A 24871-nucleotide genomic window follows, 5' to 3' on the forward strand; every position below is an offset into this window, starting at 1 on the left:
ATGCCGCCGAGCGCGCGGGGCGCGCCCTGGGTGCGGACCCGGCTGCGGGCCGCGCCCGTGTCCACCGTCGCCTTCGCTGTGCTGGTGCTCGTCACGGCGTTCCTCGCGGCCGTCCTGCCCCGGGCCGTCGAGGCGTACGAGACGGACGGGCTGCGCGAGGCCGTCGCCGTCGCCGCCCCGGAGTCCACCGTGCTGGAGCTGAAGGCTCCGCAGCCCGGTATCGAACAGCCGGACGAGGCCCGTGCGAACGAGGTCCGGCCGGAGGCGCTCGCGGCGGTCGAGGCTCAGGCGAGGGCCCTGCTTCCCGCACCGCTGCGGGCGGACCCGGGCGAGTCGGCGTACGGGGTGCGGACCGGGAAGAGCCTGGAGGCGCTGGACGCGTCGCTGCCCCGGCCCGACGGGTTGCCGCCCCGGTTCACCCTGGCCACGCAGTCGGCCGTGGCCGGCCACGCCACCGTGCGGGAAGGCCGGCTGCCCACCGCCGGTCCGGTGTCCGTGGACACCAGGGTGGTGGAAGGTGCCGTGACCACCCAGACGGCCCGCACACTGCGGCTGCGGGCCGGCTCCACGCTCACCCTGGCCGGCTTCCCGGACGGCCCGCTGACCGTACGGATCACCGGCATCCTCGAACCCCGGAATCCCCACCGGAGTTACTGGTCCGCGGAACCGGTCCTGCGCACAGCGGCACTGGCCTCGGCCGGCAGCCGCCCGCCGCAGTTCTACTGGGAGGCGGGCGTCCTGCTGGCGCCCGGGGCCGCGCCGGCGCTGCTCGGCGGGCAGGGCGAGCCGGAGAAGTACTGGCGGTTCGCGCCCGCGACCGGGCGGCTCGCCGGGGCGGACACCTCCGCGCTCGTCGAGGCGGTCGCGTCCCTCGAGGACGGACCCGGACTGGTGCGCATGCGCGGGGTCGCCGGCCCGACGGCGCAGCTGTCCACCGGCCTGGAGCAGGTCGTCACCTCCTACACACAGACGCGTGACGCGATCACGCCCGTGGTCGCCGTCGCGGCCTTCGGGATCGCCGCGGTCGCCTTCGTCGTCCTGGTGATGAGCGGTGGTCTGGCCGCCGCCCGCCGCGACGACGAACTCGCCCTGCTGCGGGCCAGGGGCGGCTCCCTGCGCGGCATCGCCGGGCGGCTGCTGACCGAGAACGCGGTGCCGGCGCTGCCCGCCGCGGCCTGCGGTCTGCTGCTCGCCGTGCTCGTCGTGGACGAGGCCCGGCTGCTGCCCGCCGTGCTCGGGGCAGGTGTCGTGGCGCTGCTCGCCTGTGCCGCGCTGCCGGTGCGCGCTGCCGTGGCACATCGCAGACCGCGGGCGCACCGGGAGCGCGACGACCTCGCCGACGCCCGGCCCGGCGGGCGCCGCGCGGTCGCGGAACTGACGGTGCTGGTGCTGGCCGCCGGCTCGGTGCTGACCCTGCGCCGCCGCGGCACGGACGGGGCGGGCGATCTGCTGGTGAGCGCCGCCCCGGTGCTCGTCGGGCTGGTCGCGGCGCTGGTCCTCGTCCGGCTGTATCCGCTGCCGCTGCGGTGGGCCGCCGGCCCGGCCGGGCGGCTGCGCGGCGTGGTCGGGTTCCTGTCGCTGGCCCGCGCGGGCCGCTCACCTGCGGCGGTGGCCACACTGCCGCTGCTCGCCCTGCTGACGGCCCTGACCACGGCCGCGTTCGGCGGATCCGTGCTGACGGGCGTGGCGGACGCCCGGGACCGTGCCGCACTGCTGGAGACGGGCGCGGACGCGCTGATCTCCACGACCGACGCCACCCCGCTCCCGGCAGGACTGACGCGGACGGTACGGAACGTGGCGGGCGTACGGCAGGTCACGGCCGTGAGCATCGGGTACGCCTCGGAGCGCGCGTCCGACGAGACGCAGTCGCTGAGGGTGGCCGGCGTCGAACCGGACTCGTACGCGGAACTGGCCGGGCGGACGGGACTCGGGGGCTTCGCGGCCGACCGGCTGCGGATCCGGGGCGGGGTGCTGGACGCGGTCGCCTCCCCCGAGGTCGCCGAGCGGCTCGGGCGGGCCCCACGCCGGATCGTGACCGACGGCGGACCTGTCACGGTGCGGATCACCGCCGTGCGCCCCCGCACCCCGGCCGTCCCCGAGGGCGAGTTCCTTCTGGTCGACGCGGCGGGTCTGAAGGGCTCCGGCGGCCCCACGATCCTGCTGGCGGCCGGTGCCGGACTCGACACGAAGGCGCTGCGGGCGGCCGTGCGCGGCGCCGGGCCGAACCTCTCCGTGACGCTGCGGAGCGAGGAACGCGCGGCGCTGTCCGACTCCCCGTTGCAGGCGGGCGCCGAACGGATCTACGTCTGGGCCGTCGCCGCGGGCGCGGGGTACGCCGTACTCGCCCTCGTGCTGGGTCTGCTGAGGTCGGCGCCGGAACGAGCCGCGCTGCTGGCCCGGCTGCGCACCCTCGGCATGACGGCCCGCCAGGGCCGCCGCCTGCTCGGCCTGGAGGCCCTGCCCCAGACGCTGCTCGCGGCCGGCGGGGGCATGGCCGTCGGCTGGGCGACGGTACGGCTGCTCGCCCCCGGCATCGACCTGGACCGGCTCGCCCTGGCCGGCACCTCCGGTGTCACGGCGCCGGATGCCGTGCTGCGGGCCGACGTGTGGTCGCTGGCCCTGCCGGCGTCCGGCGCGGTGCTGCTGGCGGGCGCGGTGGCCGTCGCGCAGGCCTGGTGGGCGGGGCGCCGGACACCGATCACTCACCTCAGGGCAGGAGACATGCGATGAGCGGGACGACGAAGTCGCTCGAGGAGCTGGAGCGGCAGGTGGCGCGGCACCGCGACCGGCCCGCGTACGGGCATGACGCCCTGATCGCCTGCGACCGGCTGGTGCGGATCTTCGCCAGGCGCGGTGGTGGGGACGCCGTGGAGGTGCAGGCGCTCCAGGGGCTCGATCTCCTGGTGCGCGAGGGCGAGTTGATGGCCCTGGTGGGGGCGTCCGGCAGCGGCAAGTCGACGTTGATGAACATCCTCGCCGGCTTGGACGTCCCGACCGCGGGGGCCGCGAAGGTCGCGGGGCGCGATCTGCTGACGATGGACGCGAAGGCGCGGTTGCGGTACCGGCGTGAGGTGGTCGGCTTCGTCTGGCAGCAGACGGCACGCAATCTGCTGCCGTATCTGACGGCGGCGCAGAACGTCGTCCTGCCTCTGCAGCTGGCGGGCGGTTCCCGGCGGAAACGGGCCGGACGCGCGGACGAGCTGCTGAACCTGCTCGGTGTCGCCGACTGCCGGGACCGGCGTCCGCACCAGATGTCCGGCGGCCAGCAGCAGCGCGTCGCGATCGCCGTCGCGCTCGCGGGCGCCCCCGCGGTCCTGCTCGCCGACGAGCCGACCGGCGAGCTGGACTCGGCGACCGGGCAGCAGGTCTTCGCGGCGTTCCGCCGGGCCAACGAGGAGCTGGGCACGACGATCGTCATCGTCACGCACGACCAGGCGGTCGCCGGTGAGGTCCGCCGCACGGTCGCGATCCGCGACGGCCGCACCTCGACGGAGGTGCTGCGCCGCACGGAGGTCGACGAGGCCGGCCGGGAGTCTGTGGTGGCCCGTGAGTACGCGATGCTCGACCGCGCGGGCCGCCTGCAGCTGCCGGCCGAGTACACGGCGGCCCTGGGCATGGCGGACCGGGTGCTGCTGGAGCTGGAGGAGGACCACATCCAGGTGTGGCCGGACGAGCACGGCAACGGCAACGGCAACAGCAACAGCAACAGCAACGGCTGAGGACATGCGACAGCGCCTGCCCGGTCGTCCGGTCGGGGACTGTTGGGCAGGCGCCGTCTGTGTTCCGCACGCCGTTGTACGGGACGTCTTGTGGGGTGCGGTCAGACCATCAGCGCCCGGTCCGTCGGACGGATCGGTGCCGGCAGCTCGCTCGCACCCGTCAGCGCACGGTCCACCCCGCGCGCCGCCGAGCGGCCCTCCGCGATCGCCCAGACGATGAGCGACTGGCCACGGCCGGCGTCACCGGCGACGAACACGCCCGGCACGTTGGTCTGGAAGTCGGCGTCGCGGGCGATGTTGCCGCGCTCGTCGAGCTCCAGGCCGAACTGCTCGACCAGGCCGTTGTCCCGGTCGGTGCCGGTGAAGCCCATGGCGAGGGTGACCAGCTGGGCGGGGATCTTGCGCTCGGTGCCCGGCTTCGGGGTCAGCTTGCCGTCGATGAACTCCACCTCGGTGAGGTGCAGCCACTGGACGTTGCCGTCCTCGTCGCCCTCGAAGTGGGTCGTCGAGACCGAGTAGACCCGCTCGCCGCCCTCCTCGTGGGCCGAGGTGACCTTGTACAGCATGGGGAAGGTCGGCCAGGGCTGGTTGACCGGGTGCCGCTCGTCGTTCGGGCGGGGCATGATCTCCAGCTGCGTGACGGAGGCCGCGCCCTGGCGGTGGGCGGTGCCCACGCAGTCCGCGCCGGTGTCGCCGCCGCCGATGACCACGACGTGCTTGCCCTCGGCCGAGATGGGGGGCGCCACGAAGTCGCCCTCCTGGACCTTGTTGGCCAGCGGCAGGTACTCCATGGCCTGGTAGACGCCCTTGAGCTCACGGCCCGGCACCGGCAGGTCACGGGCCATGGTGGCGCCGACGGCCAGGACGACCGCGTCGTAGCGCTTCTTCAGGTCCGTGGCCTTCAGGTCGCGGCCGATCTCGATGCCGGTGCGGAAGCGGGTGCCCTCCGCGCGCATCTGCTCGATACGGCGGTTGATGTGCCGCTTCTCCATCTTGAACTCGGGGATGCCGTAGCGGAGGAGGCCTCCGATGCGGTCCGCGCGTTCGTAGACGGCGACGGTGTGGCCGGCGCGGGTCAGCTGCTGGGCGGCGGCGAGGCCCGCCGGGCCCGAGCCGATGACCGCGACGGTCTTGCCGGACAGGCGCTCGGGGATCTGCGGGGCGACGTCCCCGGTCTCCCACGCCTTGTCGATGATCGAGACCTCGACGTTCTTGATGGTGACCGGCGGCTGGTTGATGCCGAGCACACACGCCGACTCACAGGGAGCGGGGCACAGGCGGCCGGTGAACTCCGGGAAGTTGTTGGTGGCGTGCAGACGCTCCTGCGCGGCCGCCCAGTCCTCGCGGTAGGCGTAGTCGTTCCACTCGGGGATGAGGTTCCCCAGCGGACAGCCGTTGTGGCAGAACGGGATGCCGCAGTCCATGCACCGGCTGGCCTGCTTGCTGATGATGGGCAGCAGCGAGCCGGGAACGTAGACCTCGTTCCAGTCCCGGACGCGCTCCTCGACGGGGCGGGACTTGGCGAGCTCGCGCCCGTGGTTCAGGAAGCCCTTCGGGTCAGCCATTGATCGCCGCCTCCATCATCTTCTCGTGGGTCTCGGTCTCGGAGAGACCGGCTCGCTCGGCGGCGTCCTTGGCGGCGAGCACTGCCTTGTACGTGCTGGGGATGATCTTGCTGAAGCGCTCGACAGCGGTGTCCCACTCGGCCAGGAGCTTCTCGGCGACGGTGGAGCCCGTCTCCTCCCGGTGGCGGCGGACCACGTCGTGCAGCCACTGCTTGTCGGTGTCGTCCAGCGCCTCGACGGCGTCCAGGTTGCCGACGTTGACGTTGTCGCTGTCCAGGTCGATCACGTAGGCGACACCGCCGGACATGCCGGCCGCGAAGTTGCGGCCCGTCTCGCCGAGCACCACCGCGTGGCCGCCGGTCATGTACTCGCAGCCGTGGTCGCCCACGCCCTCGGAGACGACCGTCGCGCCGGAGTTGCGGACGCAGAACCGCTCGCCGACCTTGCCGCGCAGGAACATCTCGCCGCCGGTGGCGCCGTAGCCGATGGTGTTGCCGGCGATGACGCTGTACTCGGCGAGGTGGTCGGCCGCGCGGTCCGGGCGGACGACGATCCGGCCGCCGGACAAGCCCTTGCCGACGTAGTCGTTGGCGTCGCCCTCCAGGCGCAGCGTGACACCGCGCGGCACGAAGGCACCGAAGGACTGGCCCGCGGAGCCGGTGAAGGTGATGTCGATGGTGTCGTCGGGCAGGCCCGCGCCACCGAACTTCTTCGTCACCTCGTGGCCGAGCATGGTGCCGACCGTGCGGTTGATGTTGCGGATCTGCACCTGGGCGCGCACCGGCTGGGCGTCGGTGGCGCCGGACGCGGCGAGGGCGTCGGCGGCCAGCTTGATCAGCTGGTTGTCGAGCGCCTTCTCCAGGCCGTGGTCCTGCGCGATGACCTGGTGACGCACCGCGCCCTCGGGCAGCTCGGGCACGTGGAACAGCGGCGCCAGGTCCAGACCCTGTGCCTTCCAGTGGTCGACGGCCCGCGTGACGTCCAGGGTCTCGGCGTGGCCGACGGCCTCCTCGATGGAGCGGAAGCCCAGCTCGGCGAGGATTTCGCGGACCTCTTCGGCGATGTACTTGAAGAAGTTCACGACGTACTCGGCCTTGCCGTTGTACCGCTCGCGCAGCACCGGGTTCTGCGTGGCGATGCCGACCGGGCAGGTGTCCAGGTGGCAGACGCGCATCATGACGCAGCCGGAGACGACGAGCGGCGCGGTCGCGAAACCGAACTCCTCGGCGCCGAGCAGCGCGGCGATGACCACGTCACGGCCGGTCTTCAGCTGACCGTCGGTCTGCACGACGATGCGGTCGCGCAGGCCGTTGAGCAGCAGGGTCTGCTGGGTCTCGGCCAGGCCGAGCTCCCACGGACCGCCGGCGTGCTTGAGCGAGGTGAGCGGCGAGGCGCCGGTGCCGCCGTCGTGCCCGGAGATGAGCACGACGTCCGCGTGCGCCTTGGAGACACCCGCGGCGACCGTGCCGACGCCGACCTCGGAGACCAGCTTGACGTGAATCCGCGCCTGCGGGTTCGCGTTCTTCAGGTCGTGGATCAGCTGGGCCAGGTCCTCGATGGAGTAGATGTCGTGGTGCGGCGGCGGGGAGATCAGGCCCACGCCCGGCGTCGAGTGCCGCGTCTTGGCGACCCACGGGTAGACCTTGTGGCCGGGCAGCTGGCCGCCCTCGCCGGGCTTGGCGCCCTGGGCCATCTTGATCTGGATGTCGTCGGAGTTGACCAGGTACTCGGAGGTCACGCCGAAGCGGCCGGAGGCGACCTGCTTGATGGACGACCGGCGGGCCGGGTCGTACAGGCGCTCCGGGTCCTCGCCGCCCTCACCGGTGTTGGACTTGCCGCCCAGCTGGTTCATGGCGATGGCGAGGGTCTCGTGCGCCTCCTGGGAGATGGAGCCGTACGACATGGCGCCGGTGGAGAAGCGCTTGACGATCTCGGAGACCGGCTCGACCTCGTCGATGGAGATCGGCTGCCGGTCCGACTTGAAGCCGAAGAGGCCGCGCAGCGTCATGAGCCGCTCGGACTGCTCGTTCACGCGCTCGGTGTACTTCTTGAAGATGTCGTAGCGGCCGGAGCGCGTGGAGTGCTGGAGGCGGAAGACGGTCTCCGGGTCGAACAGGTGCGGCTCGCCCTCACGGCGCCACTGGTACTCGCCGCCTATCTCCAGCGCGCGGTGCGCCGGGGCGATGCCGGAGGCCGGGTAGGCCTTGGCGTGCCGGGCGGCGACCTCCTTGGCGACGACGTCGATGCCGACACCGCCGATCTTGGTGGCCGTGCCGTTGAAGTACTTCGCGACGAAGGCCTCGTCGAGGCCGACGGCCTCGAAGACCTGGGCGCCGCGGTAGGAGGCGACGGTCGAGATGCCCATCTTGGACATGACCTTCAGCACGCCCTTGCCGAGGGCGTAGATCAGGTTGCGGATGGCCTGCTCGGGCTCGATGCCGGGCAGGAAGGTGCCGGCGCGGACCAGGTCCTCGACGGACTCCATCGCCAGGTACGGGTTGACCGCGGCGGCGCCGTAGCCGATGAGCAGGGCGACGTGGTGGACCTCGCGGACGTCACCGGCCTCGACCAGCAGGCCCACCTGGGTGCGCTGCTTGGTGCGGATGAGGTGGTGGTGGACGGCCGCGGTGAGCAGCAGCGACGGGATCGGCGCGTGCTCGGCGTCCGAGTGGCGGTCCGACAGGACGATCAGGCGGGCGCCGTTCTCGATGGCGGCGTCGGCCTCGGCGCAGATCTCGTCGATACGCGCTGCCAGCGCGTCACCGCCGCCGTGCACCCGGTACAGGCCGGACAGGGTCGCGGCCTTGAAGCCGGGCATGTCGCCGTCGGCGTTGATGTGGATGAGCTTGGCCAGCTCGTCGTTGTCGATCACCGGGAAGGGCAGCAGGACGCTGCGGCAGGACGCGGCCGACGGCTCCAGCAGGTTGCCCTGCGGGCCCAGCGAGGAGCGCAGGGAGGTGACCAGTTCCTCACGGATGGCGTCCAGCGGCGGGTTGGTGACCTGCGCGAACAGCTGCGTGAAGTAGTCGAAGAGCAGCCGCGGGCGGTCCGACAGCGCGGCGATCGGCGAGTCGGTGCCCATCGAGCCGATCGGCTCGGCACCGGCCTTGGCCATCGGCGCGAGGATGACGCGCAGCTCCTCCTCGGTGTAGCCGAAGGTCTGCTGGCGGCGGGTGACCGAGGCGTGCGTGTGCACGATGTGCTCGCGCTCGGGCAGGTCGGACAGCTCGATCTCGCCGGCCTCGACCCACTCCGCGTAGGGGTTCTCGGCGGCGAGCTCGGCCTTGATCTCGTCGTCCTCGATGATGCGGTGCTCGGCGGTGTCCACGAGGAACATGCGGCCGGGCTGGAGGCGGCCCTTGCGGACGACCTTGGAGGGGTCGATGTCCAGGACGCCGACCTCGGAGCCGAGGACGACGAGGCCGTCGTCGGTGACCCAGTAGCGGCCGGGGCGCAGGCCGTTGCGGTCGAGGACCGCGCCGACCTGGGTGCCGTCGGTGAAGGTGACACACGCCGGGCCGTCCCAGGGCTCCATCATCGTGGAGTGGAACTGGTAGAAGGCGCGCCGGGCCGGGTCCATGGAGTCGTGGTTCTCCCACGCCTCCGGGATCATCATCAGCACGGAGTGCGGCAGGGAACGGCCGCCCAGGTGCAGGAGTTCGAGGACCTCGTCGAAGGAGGCGGAGTCGGAGGCGTCCGGCGTGCAGACCGGGAAGATCCGGTCGATGGCCTTGTCGTCGGAGCCGAACAGATCGGAGACGAGCTGCGACTCGCGGGCGACCATCCAGTTGCGGTTGCCCTTGACGGTGTTGATCTCACCGTTGTGCGCGACGAAGCGGTACGGGTGGGCCAGCGGCCACGACGGGAACGTGTTCGTCGAGAACCGGGAGTGCACGAGCGCGATCGCGGAGGCGAAGCGGCGGTCCGACAGGTCCGGGAAGAAGGGCTCCAACTGGCCGGTGGTCAGCATGCCCTTGTAGACGATGGTCCGTGCGGACAACGACGGGAAGTACACGCCGGCCTCGCGCTCGGCCCGCTTGCGCAGCACGAAGGCCTTGCGGTCGAGGTCGATGCCCTCAGAAGCGCCGTCACTGACGAAGATCTGGCGGAAGACCGGCATGGTCGACCGGGCGGTGGCACCCAGCAGCTGGGGAGCGACCGGCACCTCGCGCCAGCCGAGGACGGTCAGTCCCTCGTCGGACGCGATCGTCTCGATCTGCGAGACCGCGTCGGCGGTGGAGTCCTCCGGCAGGAAGGCGATACCGACGGCGTAGGAACCGGCGTCGGGCAGTTCGAATCCGGCCACGTCACGGAAGAAGGCGTCCGGGACCTGCGACAGGATGCCGGCGCCGTCGCCGGAGTCGGGCTCGGAGCCGGTGGCACCGCGGTGTTCGAGGTTGCGCAGGACGGTCAGAGCCTGCTCGACCAGGGTGTGGGACGCCTCGCCGGTGAGGGTGGCGACGAAGCCGACGCCGCAGGCGTCGTGCTCGTTGCGGGGGTCGTACATACCCTGCGCAGCAGGGCGAGCATCCATGAACGACCAGTTCTGGCCATTCGCGGAGTGCTGGGACGGCTGGCGCGGCGTACGCATCGGCTCTCCCGTCGTCGTCAGGTGGCTGGGGGCACCTCCCAGGCCCTTAAGGCTCTGGGGGAGCAAGTGCCGAGGGACGACGTTGGCCCTCGCGTGATCGCAAAATTTCGTGCAGGTTACATGATGGAGCGGTTCTCGGGAACCGGGATAATCCGTTCCAGCATGCGGACACTGCGGGTTCGCGGTGGGGGTGCCGCGCCAGCAGTGGAAGCTATGGAGGGACCGCGCGGATCGATCGGGTCAGATCGCCTTCCGCCGGGCCGAGGGGCGGGACGGGCGCCTTCGCCCAACCCGCCAGGGGTGCGCGGCGAGCGTCATTGCCCGCAGCGCTTACGGCTCATGCCCGGTGGTCGCACATCCGAAACCAACGAGTAACGACTACCTATGCAGCCTCTTGCATAGGTCCGAGCCGCGCTATCCTACGGCCGTTCCGAACAAGGTGCCCAGGGCGTACGTCACACCGGCCGCCGCGCCTCCCAGGAGCAGCTGCCGCAGCCCGCTGTACCACCAGGTGCGCGCCGTCACCTTGGCCACCACCGCACCGCACAGGAAGAGCCCGAGCAGCGCCAGCAGCACGGCCGGCCACATGCTGCTCGCCCCCAGCAGATAGGGCAGGACGGGAATGAGCGCGCCCAGCGCGAAGGAGCCGAAGCTGGACACCGCGGCCACGGTGGGCGAGGGCAGGTCGCCGGGGTCGATGCCCAGTTCCTCGCGGGCGTGGATCTCCAGGGCCTGCTCGGGATCCTCCGACAGCTGCCGGGCCACCTCGCGGGCCAGGTGCGGCTCGACGCCTCTCGACTCGTAGAGCGCGGCGAGCTCCGCCTCCTCGTCCTTGGGGTGCTTGCGCAGCTGGCGCCGCTCCACGTCCAGCTCGGCCTCGACGAGCTCGCGCTGCGAGGCGACGGAGGTGTACTCGCCGGCGGCCATGGAGAAGGCGCCGGCCGCCAGACCCGCGAGTCCGCTGAGGACGACGGTGTGCTGACCCACCGCCCCGCCGGCGACACCGGTCATCAGAGCGAGGTTGGAGACGAGACCGTCCATCGCACCGAACACCGCGGGACGCAGCCAGCCGCCGTTCACGTCCCGGTGCGTGTGGTTGTCCCGGTGCGCCTCGTGCAGCGTCGCCTCGGTCTCGATGATGGCCATGGAAGATCCCCACTCCCCGTTCTTTGGACAGATTCCAGAGTTTTACAACGCCAAAACTACGCCTCGGATTTCCTCGCCGCCAGCAAGGAAAGGCTGCGCTAACCTGCGGTTTCACCGTTTCGCGCTCACTTGATCATCAGTGTGCGCAGATGTCGACCGGGTGATGCTGGGGCTCTCGAGGCTCGTCGGAGTCAACGGAGTGGGACACATGCCGTATGGCATCGATCGCCTGCATCCCCTCCGTCCCGGCACCCGGGGACGCCGCCGGGCTTCGCGAACGGGCCCGCGGCGCGCTGCTGGGCCTGGCCGTCGGTGACGCGCTCGGGGCCCCGGCCGAGAACATGAAGCCCTCCGAGATCCGCGCGCGGTGGGGCCGGATCACCGGGTACGTCGCCGAGAAGCCGGCGGGCACCGACGACACCGAGTACGCGATCTTCTCCGGCCTCCTCCTGGCCCGGCACGGCTCCTCGCTCACCACGGCCCATGTGGAAGCGGCCTGGCACGAGTGGATCGCCGACCGCGACGAGGGCCGCTTCCGGGGCGCCGGCTTCAGCGAACGCGGCACCCTGGAGAACCTGCGCCGGGGCCTGGCCGCCCCGATCTCCGCCCAGCACCGGCACGCCTGGAGCGACGGCCTGGCCATGCGCGCGGCCCCCTTCGGCGTCTTCGCGGCGGGCCGCCCGGCGGAGGCGGCCCGGCTGGTCGCGATCGACGGCTCGGTCAGCCATGACGGCGAGGGCATCTACGGCGGCCAGGCGGTGGCGGCGGGCGTCGCGGCGGCAATGGCGGGCGCCCCGTCCACCGCGGTGGTGGCCGCGGCCCTCGCGGTCGTACCCGACGACTCCTGGACGGCCCGCAGCCTGCGCCGCGCGGTGACCGTCGCCCACCGCGGCGAACGAGCGGTCCGCTCCGCGGTCGTCATCGGCGGCTACCCCTGGACCGACCTGGCCCCCGAGGCGGTCGCCCTCGCCTTCGGCGCGTACGCGGCGGCGGACGGCGACTTCGAGCAGTCCGTCCTGACAGCGGTGAACATGGGCCGCGACGCGGACACGACGGCAGCGGTGGCGGGGGCGCTGGCGGGTGCGACGCGTGGAGTGTCGGCGATCCCGCGGGCCTGGGCGACCCCCATCGGCCCGGTCCACGGCAGATGCCTCCCGGCGATGGCGGGCTACCACGTCCTGGACGTGGCGGACCTGCTGACCCCGGCGGAGGTTGTCTCATGACGACGTACGAAGTGGAAGCCGCCGACGGCGAAGCCGCCCCACGGAAGACCAGGACCCCCCGGGTGACGGTTACGGGCGGTGCGCGGGCGGCGGACGAACAGGCCGAAGGCGAAGCCGAGACCACAAGAAGGACCGAAGGCCTCCTGCTCGGACTAGCCGCCGGTGACGCCGCAGGCTGGCCCGCCGCCCGCCACAGAGCCGCCCGCATGCCCGACTGGACCCGCCGCCTCACCCGCGAACTGGACACCTTCGCCGAGCACAACGCCACGACCACCCTCCCCGTCCCCATCGCCCTGAACCAGCCCTCCGAGCCGCTCCGCCTCGGCCCCTCCGACGACGCCGAGTGGGCCGCCTTCGCCGCGGAAGCCCTCCTGCGCGCAGGCGACGACACCGTCCTGAACGACCTCAGCCGGGAACGCCGCACCCGAGCCGCGATCGACCTCACCTGGAACGCCATCGCGAGCGAGGTGGCCGCCGCAGCGGACCGCGCCCCCGAGATCGAATCCGCCGTCCTCCCGCTGCGCGCCCGCATCTCCGTCCGCGCCGGCCTCGGCAACCTCGCCACCGGCCTGCGCCCGCCCGCCACCGGCCACGACAACCCGCACTACTTCGACGACGCCGCCTGCGTACGCGCCTGCGTCCTGGCCGTGGCCCACCCCGGCGACCCCCGGCGCGCCGCCGACCTCGCCGAGTTCGACGCCCGGTACACGCAGGACGGAGACGGCGTACACGGTGCCCGCGCGATGGCGGCGGCGCTCGCCCTCGCCCTGGCCGGCGCACACGTCGACGCCTGCGTCACGGCGGCCCTGGCCGAACTCCCCGAGCAGACGGAGATCGGCCGCAACGCCCGGCACGCCCTGAAGCTCGCCGCCGACGCGCACGGCGCCTTCGCCCTGGTCCCGCCCCTGGAGCACCAGATCGTCGACCACGTCTACAGCTACGGCATCGCCGCCGCCGAAACGGTCCCGGTCGCCCTCGCCCTGGCCACCGCCGCGCGCGGGCGCGTCGCGGAGGCGATCCCCGCCGCGGCCTGCCTCTCCCGGGTCGCGGACTCCGCGCCGGCCCTGGCGGGCGCCCTCACCGGCGCCCTCGGCGGCGGCGCCTCGATCCCCGCCTCCTGGCGGGAGACCTGCCGCACCCTCTCCGGCTGCGTCCTCCCCCGCCTCACCGGCACGGACCTCGTGGAACTCGCCGAGCTCCTGGAAGCCGCACAACCGGCCCGCCCGGGTGGATGATGCGGCCATGCAGCCCAAACCACACCAAAACGCCTCTCTGGACGAGCGGATCACGGGCGCCCTCGTAGGCGCCGCGGTCGGCGACGCTCTCGGCGGCCCCGTCGAGGGCTACTCCCCCGAGCAGATCGTCGAACGCCACGGCGGCCGCGTCCACGGCATCGTCGGACCCTGGCACGGCGACGACTGGCGCACCGCCCGCCCCCTCGCCCCGTATCACAAGGGCGACGGCCACGTCACCGACGACACCCTGATGACCCACGCCCTGGTCCGCGTCTACGCCCAGGTCCGCGACCACCTCGACGCCTACGCGATCGCCGACCACCTGGTCCCGGACCTGATGACCGAGCCGCGCTGGATCCCGGAACTGCAGACCGAGGCCCTCCCCCTCCAGCGGATCTTCCTGGCCGAGAAGTGGCTGGTGACGAGGATCCACTACGGCCATGCCGACCCGCGCGAGGCCGGCACCGGCAACATCGTCAACTGCGGCGCGGCGATGTACACGGCCCCGGTCGGCCTGGTCAACGCGGCCGACCCACGGGCCGCGTACGCCGAGGCCCTCGACATCGCCGGCGCGCACCAGTCGTCGTACGGCCGTGAGGCGGCGGGTGTGCTGGCCGCGGCGGTGGCGGCGGCGTGCACGCCCGGCGCGAGCCCGGACTCGGTCGTCTCGACGTGCCTCTCCCTCGCGAAGGACGGCACCCGGACCGCGATCGAGCGGGTCTGCGAGGAGGCGTCCCGCCACACGGAATTCGAGTCGGCACTGCGCCCTCTGCGGGAGGCGGTGGCCCCCTACGACACGGTGGGCCCCGACTACCGCGCCCCCTCGCTCGGCGCCCGCCGCCCCTCCCGCCTCCACTCGATCGAGGAACTCCCGGTCGCGCTGGGCATGGTGCTCGTGGCGCGGGGCGACTACCGCCACGCGGTCCTCGGCGCGGTGAACTACGGCCGCGACTGCGACTCCATCGCCACGATGGCCGGCGCGCTGGCAGGCGCCCTGGGCTCCCCGGTCCCGGAGGACTGGGCGAAATCGGTCGCGGAGGCGAGCCGACTTGACCTCTGGGAACCGGCGGCCACCCTCACCGCCGTCACCCGCGAGATCTTCACCCGTGACGTGGCCCGCCGCCGCGCCCACGAGCACGCCTTCGCCTTGCTCGGAGGCCAGGAATGCTCCGACTGACCTGGGTCCAGCCGGAGGACCTGATCGGCCACGAACTCCGCCAGGCGGCGCAGGACGGCCGCGAGCCGAAGGCGATCGCGGCCCGCTGGCGAGCGGCAGGCGGACCGGAGGCCCCGGCCACCGCGGGCGCGTCCCCCACCCCCGCCTCCCGTTACCTCCGCCAACTGGCCGAAGACCTCCTGGACGAACTGGCCGACCTCCCGAGCGCGCTGGCCGACGACGAACCGACGGACCTGGAGAGGGTCAGATCCGCCTGCCCCGATTGGCCCGAGCCCTCGGGCATCCCGGCCACGACCCCGCAGCGCCTCGAAGCCGCCTGGCTGGGCAGAGCCACCGGCTGCCTCCTGGGCAAACCGGTCGAGAAGCTCCCCCTCGACGCCATCCGCCGACTCGCCAGGGCCACCGGCAACTGGCCCCTCACCACCTACTTCACCGCCCGGGGCGTCCCCGAGGACCTCCTGCGGCAACACCCTTGGAACCGCCGCTCGGCAGGCACCTCCCTCGCCGAGAACATCGACGGCATGCCCGAGGACGACGACCTCAACTACCCCCTCCTCAACCTCGTCCTCCTGCAACGCCACGGCAGGACCTTCACCACCACGGACGTAGCCCGGACCTGGCTCGACGAACTCCCCGCCGGCCGCACGTTCACCGCCGAGCGCATCGCCTACCGCAACCTCCTCTCCGGCCTGGAGCCCCCGCACACCGCCCGCCACCGCAACCCCTTCCGCGAATGGATCGGCGCCCTGATCCGCGCCGACGTCCACGGCTGGACCAACCCCGGCGACCCGGCCGCGGCCGCCGAACAGGCCCACCGGGACGCCACCCTCACCCACACCGCCAACGGCGTCTACGCGGCGATGTTCGCGGCGGCCACCATCGCGACGGCGGCGACCGGCGCACATGACATCCACACCTGTCTGCGCACCGGCCTCACCGTCGTCCCCCCACGCTCCCGCCTGGCCCGGGCCGTCCGCCAGGCCGTCCGACTGGCGCACGAGCACGAGGACTTCGACACGGTCGTCGACGCACTCCACGCCCTCCACGGCACCGTCCACTGGGTGCACGCCGTCCCCAACACCGCCCTGATCGCCGCCGCCCTCACCCATGCGAACGGCGACTTCGCCGGCTCCGTCTGCCGTGCCGTGAGCGGCGGCTGGGACACCGACTCAGTCGGCGCGACGGCCGGCGGCATCGCCGGCCTGCTGGCCGGACACCCCGCGGCGCTTCCCGACCGCTGGACGGCGCCCCTGAAGAACCGGCTGGCGACGTCCGTCGGCGACTTCAACGGCATCGGCTTCGACACCCTCGCCCACCTCACGCACCGGGAGACCCACCGCCCATGACCGCGCCCACGACCGCGCCCCTCACCGGCCTCCGCGTCCTCGACCTCGCCACCCTCTTCGCCGGCCCGATGGCCGCCACCCTGCTCGGCGACTTCGGCGCCGAGGTCGTCAAGATCGAGCACCCGAAGAAGCCGGACCCCTCCCGCGGCCACGGCCCTTCGAAGGACGGCGTGGGCCTGTGGTGGAAGACGCTCGGCCGCAACAAGCGCACCATGACCCTCGACCTGTCGAAGCCCGGCGGCCGCTCCACCCTCCTGCGCCTGGCCGAGACCGCCGACGTGGTCATCGAGAACTTCCGCCCCGGCACCCTGGAGAAGTGGGACCTCGGCTGGGCGGAGCTGTCGGCCGTCAACCCCCGGCTGGTGCTCGCCCGCGTCACCGGCTTCGGCCAGTTCGGCCCCTCCGCGCACCGCCCCGGCTTCGGCACCCTCGCCGAGGCGATGAGCGGCTTCGCCGCGATCACCGGCGAACCGGACGCGCCCCCGACCCTCCCGCCGTTCGGCCTGGCCGACTCCATCGCGGGCCTGACGACGGCGTACGCGGTGATGACGGCGCTCGCGGCCCGCGAGCACACCGGCGAGGGCCAGGTCGTCGACTTGGCCCTGATCGAACCGATCCTGGCCGCCCTCGGCCCCCAGCCCCTCTGGTACGACCAGCTCGGCCACGTCCAACCCCGCACCGGCAACCGCTCCCCCAACAACGCCCCGCGCGGCGTCTACCGCACCGCGGACGGCACCTGGGTCGCCGTCTCCACCTCGGCCCAGTCGGTCGCGGAACGCGTGATGCACCTGGTCGGCCGCCCGGAACTGATCGACGAGCCCTGGTTCGCCTCGGGCGCCGACCGCGCCCGCCACGCCGACGTCCTGGACGAGGCGGTCGGCGGCTGGATCGCCGCGCGCACCCGCGGCGACGTCATGGCCGCCTTCGAGAAGGCGGAGGCGGCGGTGGCCCCCGTCCAGGACGTCCGGGACGTGATGGCGGACCCGCAGTACCAGGCCCTCGGCACCATCACCACGGTCGACGACCCCGAACTCGGCCCGCTGCGCATGCAGAACGTCCTGTTCCGGCTCTCCGCCACGCCCGGCGCGATCCGCTGGGCCGGCCGCCCGCACGGCGCGGACACCGAAGAGGTCCTCACCGAACTGGGCCTCACACCGGCCGACCTCACGGCGCTGCGTGCGGAGGGCGCCCTGTGACGGCGTTCCCGCTCACCTGGCTCTACGCCCCGGGCGACCGCCCCGACGTGGTGGCGAAGGCCCTCACCTGCGGCGCCGACGTGGTCGTCGTCGACCTGGAGGACGCGGTCGCCCCGGGCCGCAAGGCCTACGCCCGCGCCGCCACCGCCGACCTCCTCGAAGACCCGCCGGCCGTCCCGGTCCACGTACGCGTCAACCCCCTGGACGGCCCCTGGGGTGAGCAGGACATCGCGGCCCTGGCCCGGGCTCCCGGGCTCTCCGGCCTCCGCCTGCCCAAGATCACCTCACCGGCCGAGGTCATCCACGTGGCACGCCGGGCCGCTCGGGCCGATCTGTACGCCCTGCTGGAGACGGCCCTCGCCGTGGAGCAGGCCTACGCCATCGCCGGCGCCCACCCGCACCTGCGCGGCATCGCGCTCGGGGAGGCCGACCTGCGGGCCGACCTCGGCGTACGCGACGACTCGGGCCTCGACTGGCCCCGCTCCCGGGTGGTGGTGGCGGCCCGGGCCGCCGGTCTGCCCCCGCCGTCCCAGTCCGTCCACCCGGACACCCGCGACCTGGACGCGCTGGCCGCCTCCTGCGCCCACGGCCGCGCCCTGGGCTTCCTCGGCCGCGCCGCGATCCACCCCCGCCAGCTCCCGGTGATCGAACGCGCCTATCTGCCCACCGAGGCGGAGATCGAGCAGGCGGAGACGGTGATCAAGGCGGCCGCGGCGGAGCGGGGCGCCCAGGCCCTCCCGGACGGCCGTTTCATCGACGCGGCGGTGGTGACGGCGGCCCAGCGCACCCTGTCCCTGGCACGCCGCCGCTGACATGCCGAGAGCGCCCGGGAATCTCCGCGGGCGCTCTCGGACCGTCACACAGGGCAGGCCGTCAGGTCTTCTTCCCCGACCCGGCCTCGTTCCTGGCCGCGTCCGCCTCGGCGTCGGTCTCGCCGACGGCCTCGTCGTCCTTGCCGGCGTCGTCGGACTTCTCGCCGCTGCCGGTCTCGTCACCGGAGGGGGCGGCACCCGGCTCCACGACGTCCTCCCGCCCGGGCCGCTTCTTCGCCGACAGCACCAGGTACGTCACCGCGAGCAGGAACACGAGGATCGCGGTCCAGACGTTCAGCCGGACGCCCAGGATGTGGTGGGCGTCGTCGACCCGCATGTACTCGATCCACGCCCGGCCCGTGCAGTACGCGGCGACGTACAGCGCGAACGCCCGGCCGTGTCCGAGCCGGAAGCGGCGGTCCGCCCAGATGACCAGGAACGCCACGCCGATGCACCACAGCGACTCGTACAGGAACGTCGGGTGGTACGTGCCCGGCACCCGCCCGTCCGACGAGGAGGTGATCTCCAGGGCCCACGGCAGATCGGTGGGCTTGCCGTACAGCTCCTGGTTGAACCAGTTGCCCCAGCGGCCGATCGCCTGGGCGAAGGCGATGCCCGGCGCGACGGCGTCGGCGTAGGCGGGCAAGGGGATGCCCCGGCGCCGGCAGCCGATCCACGCGCCCAGCGCGCCCAGTGCGATCGCGCCCCAGATGCCGAGGCCGCCTTCCCAGATCTTGAAGGCGTCCACCCAGTCACGGCCCTCGCTGAAGTACAGCTCGTAGTCCGTGATCACGTGGTAGAGCCGGCCGCCGACCAGGCCGAAGGGCACGGCCCAGACAGCGATGTCGGCCACCGTGCCGGCCCGCCCGCCCCGGGCGATCCAGCGCTTGTTGCCGAGCCAGACGGCAACGAAGACGCCGATGATGATGCAGAACGCGTAGCCGCGCAGCGGAATGGGGCCGAGGTACAGCACCCCGCGCGACGGGCTGGGAATGAAGGCAAGTTCCATGGCAGGGTCGACGCTACCGTGCCGCGCCGGGCGCGCGGCAGGCAGCCCGGCTACGGGTCCATAACGGGGACGTGAGAACGACCCTCACCCCTTGCTCGCCTCCTGCACCATCCGCTTCAGCTTGGCCGGGGTCATCGTCCGGTCCTGGTAGATGTTCTCGCCGTCGAACAGCACGGTGGGCGTGCCGGAGAAGCCGCCCTTGTTGAAGGCCTGGTGGGACTTGGCGACCCAGCCGTTGTGCGTGCCCTTCTCGACGCAGGTGCGGAAGGCGGGGGTGTTCAGGCCGTCGACCTTGCCGGCCAGCTCGATCAGCTTGGCGTTGCCCGCGTAGGCGTCGTCGACTTCCGGGGGCTGGTTGTCGAAGAGCACGTCGTGGTACGCGGGGAACTTCCCGGCGTCCTGGGCGCAGGCCGCGGCGTTGGCCGCGTTGCGGGAGCCCGTGCCGCGCATGTTGCCGTCGATCAGGGTGACCAGGTGGTACTCGACCTTCAGCCGGCCGGCGTCGGTCAGCTCGTGGATCACCGGCCGGTACGCCGTCTCGAACGACTTGCAGGCCGGGCAGCGGAAGTCCTCCCACACCGTGAGCGTGGACTTGGCGCTGTCCTTGCCTACCGGGATGGCCAGACCGTCCTTGCCCTGGGCTCCCGAGGGCGCCACGACCGGGCCCGACGCCTCGCCGCCGTCGTCCTTGCCGGCGTTGGCCGCGACGACGCCGATCACCGCCGCGAGTCCCAGGACGGCGACGACAGCGCCGCCCACGACCAGCGCGCGGCGGCGCTTGTCCGCGGACTTCTGCTTCTCGCGCTCGACCGCCAGCTTCTCCCGGGCGGTGCGCTTTCCCTCACGGTTCTTCTCGCTCACACCCCGGAAACGAACCGGGGAGGCGCACCGCGCCTCCCCGGCCCCAGGTCCACCCGTACGAGGGACCTGTATGACTTCCCGCCTTCTTACGCCTGTCCGCGCACGCCCTTGGCGAGGTCGCCCGCGAGCGCGCGCACGGCTTCACGACCGGCCGCCTCGTCCGGGGCGTCCAGCATCGCCTTGACGAAGGCCGAGCCGACGATCACGCCGTCGGCGAAGCCCGCGACCTCGGCGGCCTGCGTGGCGTTGGAGACGCCGAGCCCCACGCAGACGGGCAGGCCGGTGCCGGTGGCCCGGGTGCGTTCCACCAGGTCCTGGGCCTGCGAGCTGACGGTCGCACGGGTGCCGGTGACGCCCATGAGGGAGGCGGCGTAGACGAAGCCGCTGCCCGCCGCGGTGATCTGCGCGAGCCGCTCGTCCTTGCTGCTCGGCGCGACGACGAAGACGGTGGCGAGCCCGTGCTTGTCCGCGTGCTCCCTCCACAGCTCCGACTCCTGCACGGGCAGGTCGGGCAGGATGCACCCGGCGCCGCCCGCCTCGGCGAGCTCGGCGGTGAACCGCTCGACGCCGTAGCGGTCGATGGGGTTCCAGTACGTCATGACGAGGATGGGCTTGCCGGTGGCCGCGTGGGCCTCGCGGACCGTGCGCATCACGTCGGCGATCTTGACGCCGCCGCGCAGGGCGATGTCGTCGGCGGTCTGGATGACGGGGCCGTCGAGGACGGGGTCGCTGTGCGGCAGGCCCACCTCGACCACGTCGGCGCCGCCGTCGATGACGGCCTTGATCGCGTCGATGCCGCCGTCCACGGTCGGGAACCCGGCCGGGAGGTAGGCGATGAGCGCGGCGCGCCCTTCGGACTTGGCGGCGGCGAGGGTGTCGCTCAACAACCGGATGTTCCCGCTCACTTGGCGTCCCCCTCGATCTCGGCGGTGCCGGAGGCGTCCTCGGCGACCTCGGCGTCGGTGTCGTACAGGCCGAAGTAGCGGGCGGCGGTGTCCATGTCCTTGTCGCCGCGGCCGGACAGGTTGACCACGATCAGCCCGTCCTCGCCCAGTTCCCTGCCGACCTCCAGGGCGCCGGCCAGCGCGTGGGCGCTCTCGATGGCCGGGATGATGCCCTCGGTGCGCGACAGCAGGCGCAGGGCCTGCATCGCCGCGTCGTCGGTGACCGCGCGGTACTCGCCGCGGCCGGAGTCCTTCAGGTACGAGTGCTCCGGGCCGATGCCCGGGTAGTCCAGACCGGCCGAGATCGAGTACGGCTCGGTGATCTGGCCCTCCTCGTCCTGGAGGACGTAGGAGCGCGAGCCGTGCAGGATGCCGGGCTCGCCCGCGGTGAGGGTCGCCGCGTGCTCGCCGGACTCCACGCCGTGCCCCGCCGGCTCGCAGCCGATGAGGCGGACATCCGTGTCCGGGATGAAGGCGTGGAAGAGGCCGATGGCGTTGGAGCCGCCGCCGACGCAGGCGACGGCCGCGTCGGGGAGGCGCCCGGCCCGCTCCAGGAGCTGCCGGCGGGTCTCGACGCCGATGACCCGGTGGAAGTCGCGGACCATCGCCGGGAAGGGGTGCGGTCCGGCGACGGTGCCGAAGAGGTAGTGGGTGTGGTCGACGTTGGCGACCCAGTCGCGGAAGGCCTCGTTGATGGCGTCCTTCAGCGTGCGGCTGCCGGACTTCACGGCGATGACCTCGGCGCCGAGCATGCGCATGCGGGCCACGTTGAGGGCCTGGCGCCGGGTGTCGATCTCGCCCATGTAGATCGTGCACTCGAGACCGAACAGCGCGCAGGCGGTGGCCGTGGCCACGCCGTGCTGGCCCGCGCCCGTCTCGGCGATGACCCGGGTCTTGCCCATGCGCTTGGTGAGCAGGGCCTGGCCGAGGACGTTGTTGATCTTGTGGGAGCCGGTGTGGTTCAGGTCCTCGCGCTTGAGGAAGACGCGGGCGCCTCCGGCGTGCTCGGCGAAGCGGGGTACCTCTGTGAGGGAGCTGGGGCGGCCGGTGTAGTTGACCAGGAGGTCGTCGAGTTCCTTGGCGAACTCGGGGTCGTGCTTGGCCTTGTCGTACTCGACGGCCACCTCGTCGACGGCTGCCACGAGGGCCTCGGGGATGAACTTGCCGCCGAAGGCCCCGAAGTAGCCTTCGGGGTTGGGGGTTCGACCCTCGGGGTCGGGGATGAAGAACTGGCTGGGCATGCGGATACCTCACGGTGAGTGTGTGTGGAGTGCACTGGTCGCCGTGGGGGCGGGGATCGTTTGTCGGCCGCGGGCCGTCAGTGGCTTGTCGCGCTCGCGCGGCGGTAGCCGCACGTCAAACAGAGCCCCGCGCCCCTGATGGGGCGCTGCTGCCATCGCATGCCGTTGACCTGCCCGGGTTCGTCACCGATGACGTACCGGACGCGGCGGCCGTGTACGCGGCGCGCGGGCGCACGGCAGCCGCGGGGGCGGCAGCCGCGCGCGAGGCGGGCGTACCGGTCCACGGTCGTCATGGTGAGAGTCATCGGGGCAAGCCTAGCGGGTGATCAGCTCCGGCCGTGCCGGAGTGCGGGGTGCTCGCCGGCCGCCACCAGGTCCGAGACCGCCGTCCTCGGGTCCTTGCCGGTGACGAGGGACTCGCCGACCAGGACCGCGTCGGCGCCGGCGTTGGCGTAGGCGATGAGGTCGTGCGGGCCGCGGACGCCGGACTCGGCGATCTTGATGATGTGGTCGGGGATCTCCGGTGCCACGCGCTCGAAGGTGCCGCGGTCGACCTCGAGGGTCTTGAGGTTGCGCGCGTTGACGCCGATCACCCGGGCGCCGGCGTCCACCGCACGCTCGACCTCGTCCTCGTCGTGCACCTCGACGAGCGGCGTGAGCCCGATGGACTCGGCGCGCTCGATGAGGGACTCCAGAGCGGGCTGGTCGAGGGCGGCGACGATCAGCAGCACGACGTCGGCGCCGTAGGCGCGGGCCTCCCACAGCTGGTACGACGTGACGATGAAGTCCTTGCGCAGCACGGGGATGTCCACCCGGGCGCGGACCGCCTCGAGGTCGGCGAGCGAGCCGCCGAAGCGGCGCTCCTCGGTGAGGACGGAGATGACGGCCGCGCCGCCCGCCTCGTAGTCCGCTGCGAGTCCGGCCGGGTCGGCGATCGCGGCCAGCGCGCCCTTGGACGGGCTGGAGCGCTTGACCTCACAGATGACCTTGACGCCGTCGCCGCGCAGTGCGGCCGCGCCGTCCTTGGCCGCGGGGGCCTTCGCCGCGCGCTCCTTGAGCTCGTCGAGGCTCACGCGCGCCTGCCGCTCCGCGAGGTCGGCACGGACTCCGTCGATGATCTCGTCGAGCACACTCACGCGAGCGGCCCCCTTCCAGACTCTTGACAGTTCCAGCGACCGATCGGAAACCGATGGTCACTGCGATGGTATCCGCAGCGGGGCGTAGGCCTCGCATCCGGTTGACGCCGGTCCCACTACCTGGACATCCGCCCGTTGATCAAGGATGGAGCCAGCCACCGAAGGGCAGGTTCCGGACAACGGTGAAGACCAGCAGCAACGCTCCGAGGCTCCACACCAGCCCCGGACGGGGGTCGATCCGCAGCGGGCGCCCGCGCACCGCGTGCACCACCCATACGGTCCACAGCACGGCGAGGACCAGATAGCCGAGGGTCGCGAGCGCGTTGGCGTGCAGCGCCGCCAGGACGTCCCCGTGGACGAAGGCGTGCGCGCTGCGCAGTCCGCCGCAGCCGGGACAGTAGAGACCGGTGTAGCGCAGCAGCGGGCAGGCGGGGTAGTGGCCGGGTTGGTTGGGGTCCACGGCGCCCACGTAGGCGAAGGCGGCGGCGACGGCCGCGAGCACCCCGGCGGGGACGGCCAGGCGGCTCGGGACGCTCGGCGTCACCCTTCGGCTCTCGGCGTTCACGGTAGGCATTGTGCCCCGCACGCGCGTGAGGGGCGGCTCCGGCACTCGGGTGCCGGCCGCCCCTCACACGAGGACGTGCTGTTCCGCGGGGGTCAGCTCCCGGCGCCGGCCGGCTCGCGGTCGCCGGTCATCCGGTGCGGCTGGTGCAGTTCCTTGGGCTGGCCGAGGCCCATCATCCGCATGATGCCGCCGACGACACCGCCGAGGAGCACGACGACCATGCCCGCCCAGAAGCCCACCGGCTGGTCCATCACCATGAACGCGCCCGAGACGCAGAAACCGATGAAGGCGATCGTGACACCGGTCCAGGCGGCCGGGGTGTGACCGTGGCTGCTGCCCGCCATTGCTTGCTCCTCGTTGCTGTGTGCGTGTCTGAGCAGGACGCTCGGACCCATTGTCCCGCACGCGCGCCCGCGGGGTGAGCGGGGGTGCTCCCCCGGTCCCCCGGGTGGGCTCAGGCCCCGGTCGGGTCCTCGCCGCGGTCCAGGGCCTTCCACAGGTCCTCGGGCCGGTCGGGGTCGACGGCGGGGGCCTTGCGGCGCGTCCGGGCGGTACCGGCCCGCTCGTAGCGGCCGGACATGGCGGGCCACAGCCGGCCGTAGCGCAGGGCGAGCAGCCCGGCCAGGAGGATCAGCACACCGCCGACGACCGCGACGTACGGCCAAGCGGTGTGGCCGAGGGCGTCGACGGAGGCCGAGGTGTCGCCGGTGGCCTGGGCGGCCTGCTCGTCGAGCGCGGAGCTGTCGGAGGCGCCGAGCAGGGCCGCGACGACGATGCCGACGCCGGAGAGCGCCAGCAGCGCGGCGACGACGAAGCGGCCGGCGCGGCGGACGGCGAAGACGGCGACGAGCGCGGCGAGGCCCACTATGGCGAGCGCCGCGGGAACGCCCGTGACGTCGCTGCCCTTGGCGGTCAGGGGGAAGGCGCCACCGGCCACCGTCGCGGTGCCCTGGGACCATTGCTGCCGGGTGGCGAGCAGCGCGACGGCCGCGCCGAGCGCGCCGCTCAGCAGCGCGACGGCGAGGCTCAGGCGGCCGGCCCGGGCGGATCCGGGGGCTTCGGAACGGGGGTGAGGTACAGCAGTCACGTACCCCACTATCGCCTG

General features: G+C 72.8%; 20 protein-coding genes. 8 read left to right on the forward strand and 12 right to left on the reverse strand.

Going from position 1 to position 24871, the window contains the following annotated elements; genetic code table 11:
- Together ACIRDU_RS01450 and ACIRDU_RS01455 are read left to right on the forward strand one after the other, a co-directional pair.
- Complete coding sequence (locus ACIRDU_RS01450; protein WP_403572813.1) at window positions 1–2730, forward strand: ABC transporter permease; 2730 nt, start codon at window positions 1–3, stop codon at window positions 2728–2730.
- A complete protein-coding gene (locus tag ACIRDU_RS01455; protein WP_403572816.1) occupies window positions 2727–3719 on the forward strand; it encodes an ABC transporter ATP-binding protein in 993 nt (330 codons plus the stop codon). The genes ACIRDU_RS01450 and ACIRDU_RS01455 overlap by 4 nt, the downstream gene beginning before the upstream one ends.
- Before the next feature lie 101 nt (window positions 3720–3820).
- Here ACIRDU_RS01455 and ACIRDU_RS01460 read toward each other — a convergent pair whose 3' ends face one another.
- From ACIRDU_RS01460 to ACIRDU_RS01470, 3 genes are all read right to left on the reverse strand, one after another.
- On the reverse strand, window positions 3821–5284 hold the full coding sequence (locus ACIRDU_RS01460) for a glutamate synthase subunit beta (protein ID WP_403572818.1): 1464 nt from the start codon (window positions 5282–5284) through the stop codon (window positions 3821–3823).
- Window positions 5277–9875, reverse strand: a complete 4599-nt coding sequence (gltB, locus tag ACIRDU_RS01465) for a glutamate synthase large subunit (protein ID WP_403572820.1) — start codon at window positions 9873–9875, stop codon at window positions 5277–5279. The genes ACIRDU_RS01460 and gltB overlap by 8 nt, the downstream gene beginning before the upstream one ends.
- Before the next feature lie 414 nt (window positions 9876–10289).
- A complete protein-coding gene (locus ACIRDU_RS01470) occupies window positions 10290–11021 on the reverse strand; it encodes a VIT1/CCC1 transporter family protein (protein ID WP_403572822.1) in 732 nt (243 codons plus the stop codon).
- Between the two features lie 215 nt (window positions 11022–11236).
- Between ACIRDU_RS01470 and ACIRDU_RS01475 the strand changes: the two genes are divergently transcribed.
- Genes ACIRDU_RS01475 through ACIRDU_RS01500 form a run of 6 tightly spaced genes read left to right on the forward strand, consistent with a single transcriptional unit; the run spans window position 11237 to window position 18010 of the window.
- Window positions 11237–12244, forward strand: coding sequence for an ADP-ribosylglycohydrolase family protein (locus tag ACIRDU_RS01475; RefSeq protein WP_403572824.1), 1008 nt, complete (start codon window positions 11237–11239; stop codon window positions 12242–12244).
- Entirely contained in the window at window positions 12241–13479 is a 1239-nt protein-coding gene (locus ACIRDU_RS01480) for an ADP-ribosylglycohydrolase family protein (RefSeq protein WP_403572826.1), read from the forward strand. Before ACIRDU_RS01475 ends, ACIRDU_RS01480 begins: the two co-directional genes overlap by 4 nt.
- A gap of 7 nt (window positions 13480–13486) precedes the next feature.
- A complete protein-coding gene (locus tag ACIRDU_RS01485; protein ID WP_403572829.1) occupies window positions 13487–14656 on the forward strand; it encodes an ADP-ribosylglycohydrolase family protein in 1170 nt (389 codons plus the stop codon).
- A complete protein-coding gene (locus tag ACIRDU_RS01490; protein ID WP_403572831.1) occupies window positions 14644–16002 on the forward strand; it encodes an ADP-ribosylglycohydrolase family protein in 1359 nt (452 codons plus the stop codon). Before ACIRDU_RS01485 ends, ACIRDU_RS01490 begins: the two co-directional genes overlap by 13 nt.
- Window positions 15999–17198: a CaiB/BaiF CoA transferase family protein gene (locus tag ACIRDU_RS01495; RefSeq protein WP_403572834.1), complete on the forward strand. Its 1200-nt coding sequence runs from the start codon at window positions 15999–16001 to the stop codon at window positions 17196–17198. The genes ACIRDU_RS01490 and ACIRDU_RS01495 overlap by 4 nt, the downstream gene beginning before the upstream one ends.
- Complete coding sequence (locus tag ACIRDU_RS01500; RefSeq protein ID WP_403572836.1) at window positions 17195–18010, forward strand: HpcH/HpaI aldolase/citrate lyase family protein; 816 nt, start codon at window positions 17195–17197, stop codon at window positions 18008–18010. The genes ACIRDU_RS01495 and ACIRDU_RS01500 overlap by 4 nt, the downstream gene beginning before the upstream one ends.
- Before the next feature lie 61 nt (window positions 18011–18071).
- Here ACIRDU_RS01500 and lgt read toward each other — a convergent pair whose 3' ends face one another.
- From lgt to ACIRDU_RS01545, 9 genes are all read right to left on the reverse strand, one after another.
- A complete protein-coding gene (lgt, locus tag ACIRDU_RS01505) occupies window positions 18072–19019 on the reverse strand; it encodes a prolipoprotein diacylglyceryl transferase (protein ID WP_403572838.1) in 948 nt (315 codons plus the stop codon).
- An 84-nt stretch (window positions 19020–19103) separates the two neighbouring features.
- A complete protein-coding gene (locus ACIRDU_RS01510; RefSeq protein WP_403572841.1) occupies window positions 19104–19880 on the reverse strand; it encodes a DsbA family protein in 777 nt (258 codons plus the stop codon).
- A gap of 86 nt (window positions 19881–19966) precedes the next feature.
- Entirely contained in the window at window positions 19967–20785 is an 819-nt protein-coding gene (gene trpA / locus ACIRDU_RS01515) for a tryptophan synthase subunit alpha (protein ID WP_403572844.1), read from the reverse strand.
- On the reverse strand, window positions 20782–22065 hold the full coding sequence (gene trpB / locus ACIRDU_RS01520; protein WP_403572847.1) for a tryptophan synthase subunit beta: 1284 nt from the start codon (window positions 22063–22065) through the stop codon (window positions 20782–20784). The genes trpA and trpB overlap by 4 nt, the downstream gene beginning before the upstream one ends.
- Before the next feature lie 77 nt (window positions 22066–22142).
- Window positions 22143–22370, reverse strand: a complete 228-nt coding sequence (gene trpM, locus ACIRDU_RS01525) for a tryptophan biosynthesis modulator TrpM (protein WP_403572850.1) — start codon at window positions 22368–22370, stop codon at window positions 22143–22145.
- Window positions 22371–22391: 21 nt separating this feature from the next.
- Window positions 22392–23201 (reverse strand): indole-3-glycerol phosphate synthase TrpC, encoded by an 810-nt coding sequence (trpC, locus tag ACIRDU_RS01530; RefSeq protein WP_030848367.1) that lies wholly within the window; start codon window positions 23199–23201, stop codon window positions 22392–22394.
- A 139-nt stretch (window positions 23202–23340) separates the two neighbouring features.
- Window positions 23341–23775, reverse strand: a complete 435-nt coding sequence (locus tag ACIRDU_RS01535; protein ID WP_403572854.1) for a DUF2752 domain-containing protein — start codon at window positions 23773–23775, stop codon at window positions 23341–23343.
- A gap of 83 nt (window positions 23776–23858) precedes the next feature.
- Window positions 23859–24110: an HGxxPAAW family protein gene (locus ACIRDU_RS01540; RefSeq protein ID WP_403572857.1), complete on the reverse strand. Its 252-nt coding sequence runs from the start codon at window positions 24108–24110 to the stop codon at window positions 23859–23861.
- Between the two features lie 110 nt (window positions 24111–24220).
- Window positions 24221–24862 (reverse strand): TIGR02234 family membrane protein, encoded by a 642-nt coding sequence (locus tag ACIRDU_RS01545; RefSeq protein WP_403572859.1) that lies wholly within the window; start codon window positions 24860–24862, stop codon window positions 24221–24223.
- Between the last annotated feature and the right edge of the window lie 9 nt (window positions 24863–24871).

The organism is Streptomyces sp. NPDC093598 (assembly GCF_044764825.1).
Taxonomy (GTDB): domain Bacteria; phylum Actinomycetota; class Actinomycetes; order Streptomycetales; family Streptomycetaceae; genus Streptomyces.

Excerpts from the sequence above, each read along its gene's own strand:
- ACIRDU_RS01460 (WP_403572818.1), bottom strand. The coding sequence starts at position 5,284 with ATGGCTGACCCGAAGGGCTTCCTGAACCACGGGCGCGAGCTCGCCAAG.
- ACIRDU_RS01470 (WP_403572822.1), bottom strand. The coding sequence starts at position 11,021 with ATGGCCATCATCGAGACCGAGGCGACGCTGCACGAGGCGCACCGGGAC.
- ACIRDU_RS01480 (WP_403572826.1), top strand. The coding sequence starts at position 12,241 with ATGACGACGTACGAAGTGGAAGCCGCCGACGGCGAAGCCGCCCCACGG.
- gltB (WP_403572820.1), bottom strand. The coding sequence starts at position 9,875 with ATGCGTACGCCGCGCCAGCCGTCCCAGCACTCCGCGAATGGCCAGAAC.
- ACIRDU_RS01540 (WP_403572857.1), bottom strand. The coding sequence starts at position 24,110 with ATGGCGGGCAGCAGCCACGGTCACACCCCGGCCGCCTGGACCGGTGTC.
- ACIRDU_RS01485 (WP_403572829.1), top strand. The coding sequence starts at position 13,487 with ATGCAGCCCAAACCACACCAAAACGCCTCTCTGGACGAGCGGATCACG.
- lgt (WP_403572838.1), bottom strand. The coding sequence starts at position 19,019 with ATGGAACTTGCCTTCATTCCCAGCCCGTCGCGCGGGGTGCTGTACCTC.
- ACIRDU_RS01450 (WP_403572813.1), top strand. The coding sequence starts at position 1 with ATGCCGCCGAGCGCGCGGGGCGCGCCCTGGGTGCGGACCCGGCTGCGG.
- trpB (WP_403572847.1), bottom strand. The coding sequence starts at position 22,065 with ATGCCCAGCCAGTTCTTCATCCCCGACCCCGAGGGTCGAACCCCCAAC.
- ACIRDU_RS01490 (WP_403572831.1), top strand. The coding sequence starts at position 14,644 with ATGCTCCGACTGACCTGGGTCCAGCCGGAGGACCTGATCGGCCACGAA.
- ACIRDU_RS01455 (WP_403572816.1), top strand. The coding sequence starts at position 2,727 with ATGAGCGGGACGACGAAGTCGCTCGAGGAGCTGGAGCGGCAGGTGGCG.
- ACIRDU_RS01495 (WP_403572834.1), top strand. The coding sequence starts at position 15,999 with ATGACCGCGCCCACGACCGCGCCCCTCACCGGCCTCCGCGTCCTCGAC.
- ACIRDU_RS01475 (WP_403572824.1), top strand. The coding sequence starts at position 11,237 with ATGGCATCGATCGCCTGCATCCCCTCCGTCCCGGCACCCGGGGACGCC.
- ACIRDU_RS01535 (WP_403572854.1), bottom strand. The coding sequence starts at position 23,775 with ATGCCTACCGTGAACGCCGAGAGCCGAAGGGTGACGCCGAGCGTCCCG.
- trpM (WP_403572850.1), bottom strand. The coding sequence starts at position 22,370 with ATGACTCTCACCATGACGACCGTGGACCGGTACGCCCGCCTCGCGCGC.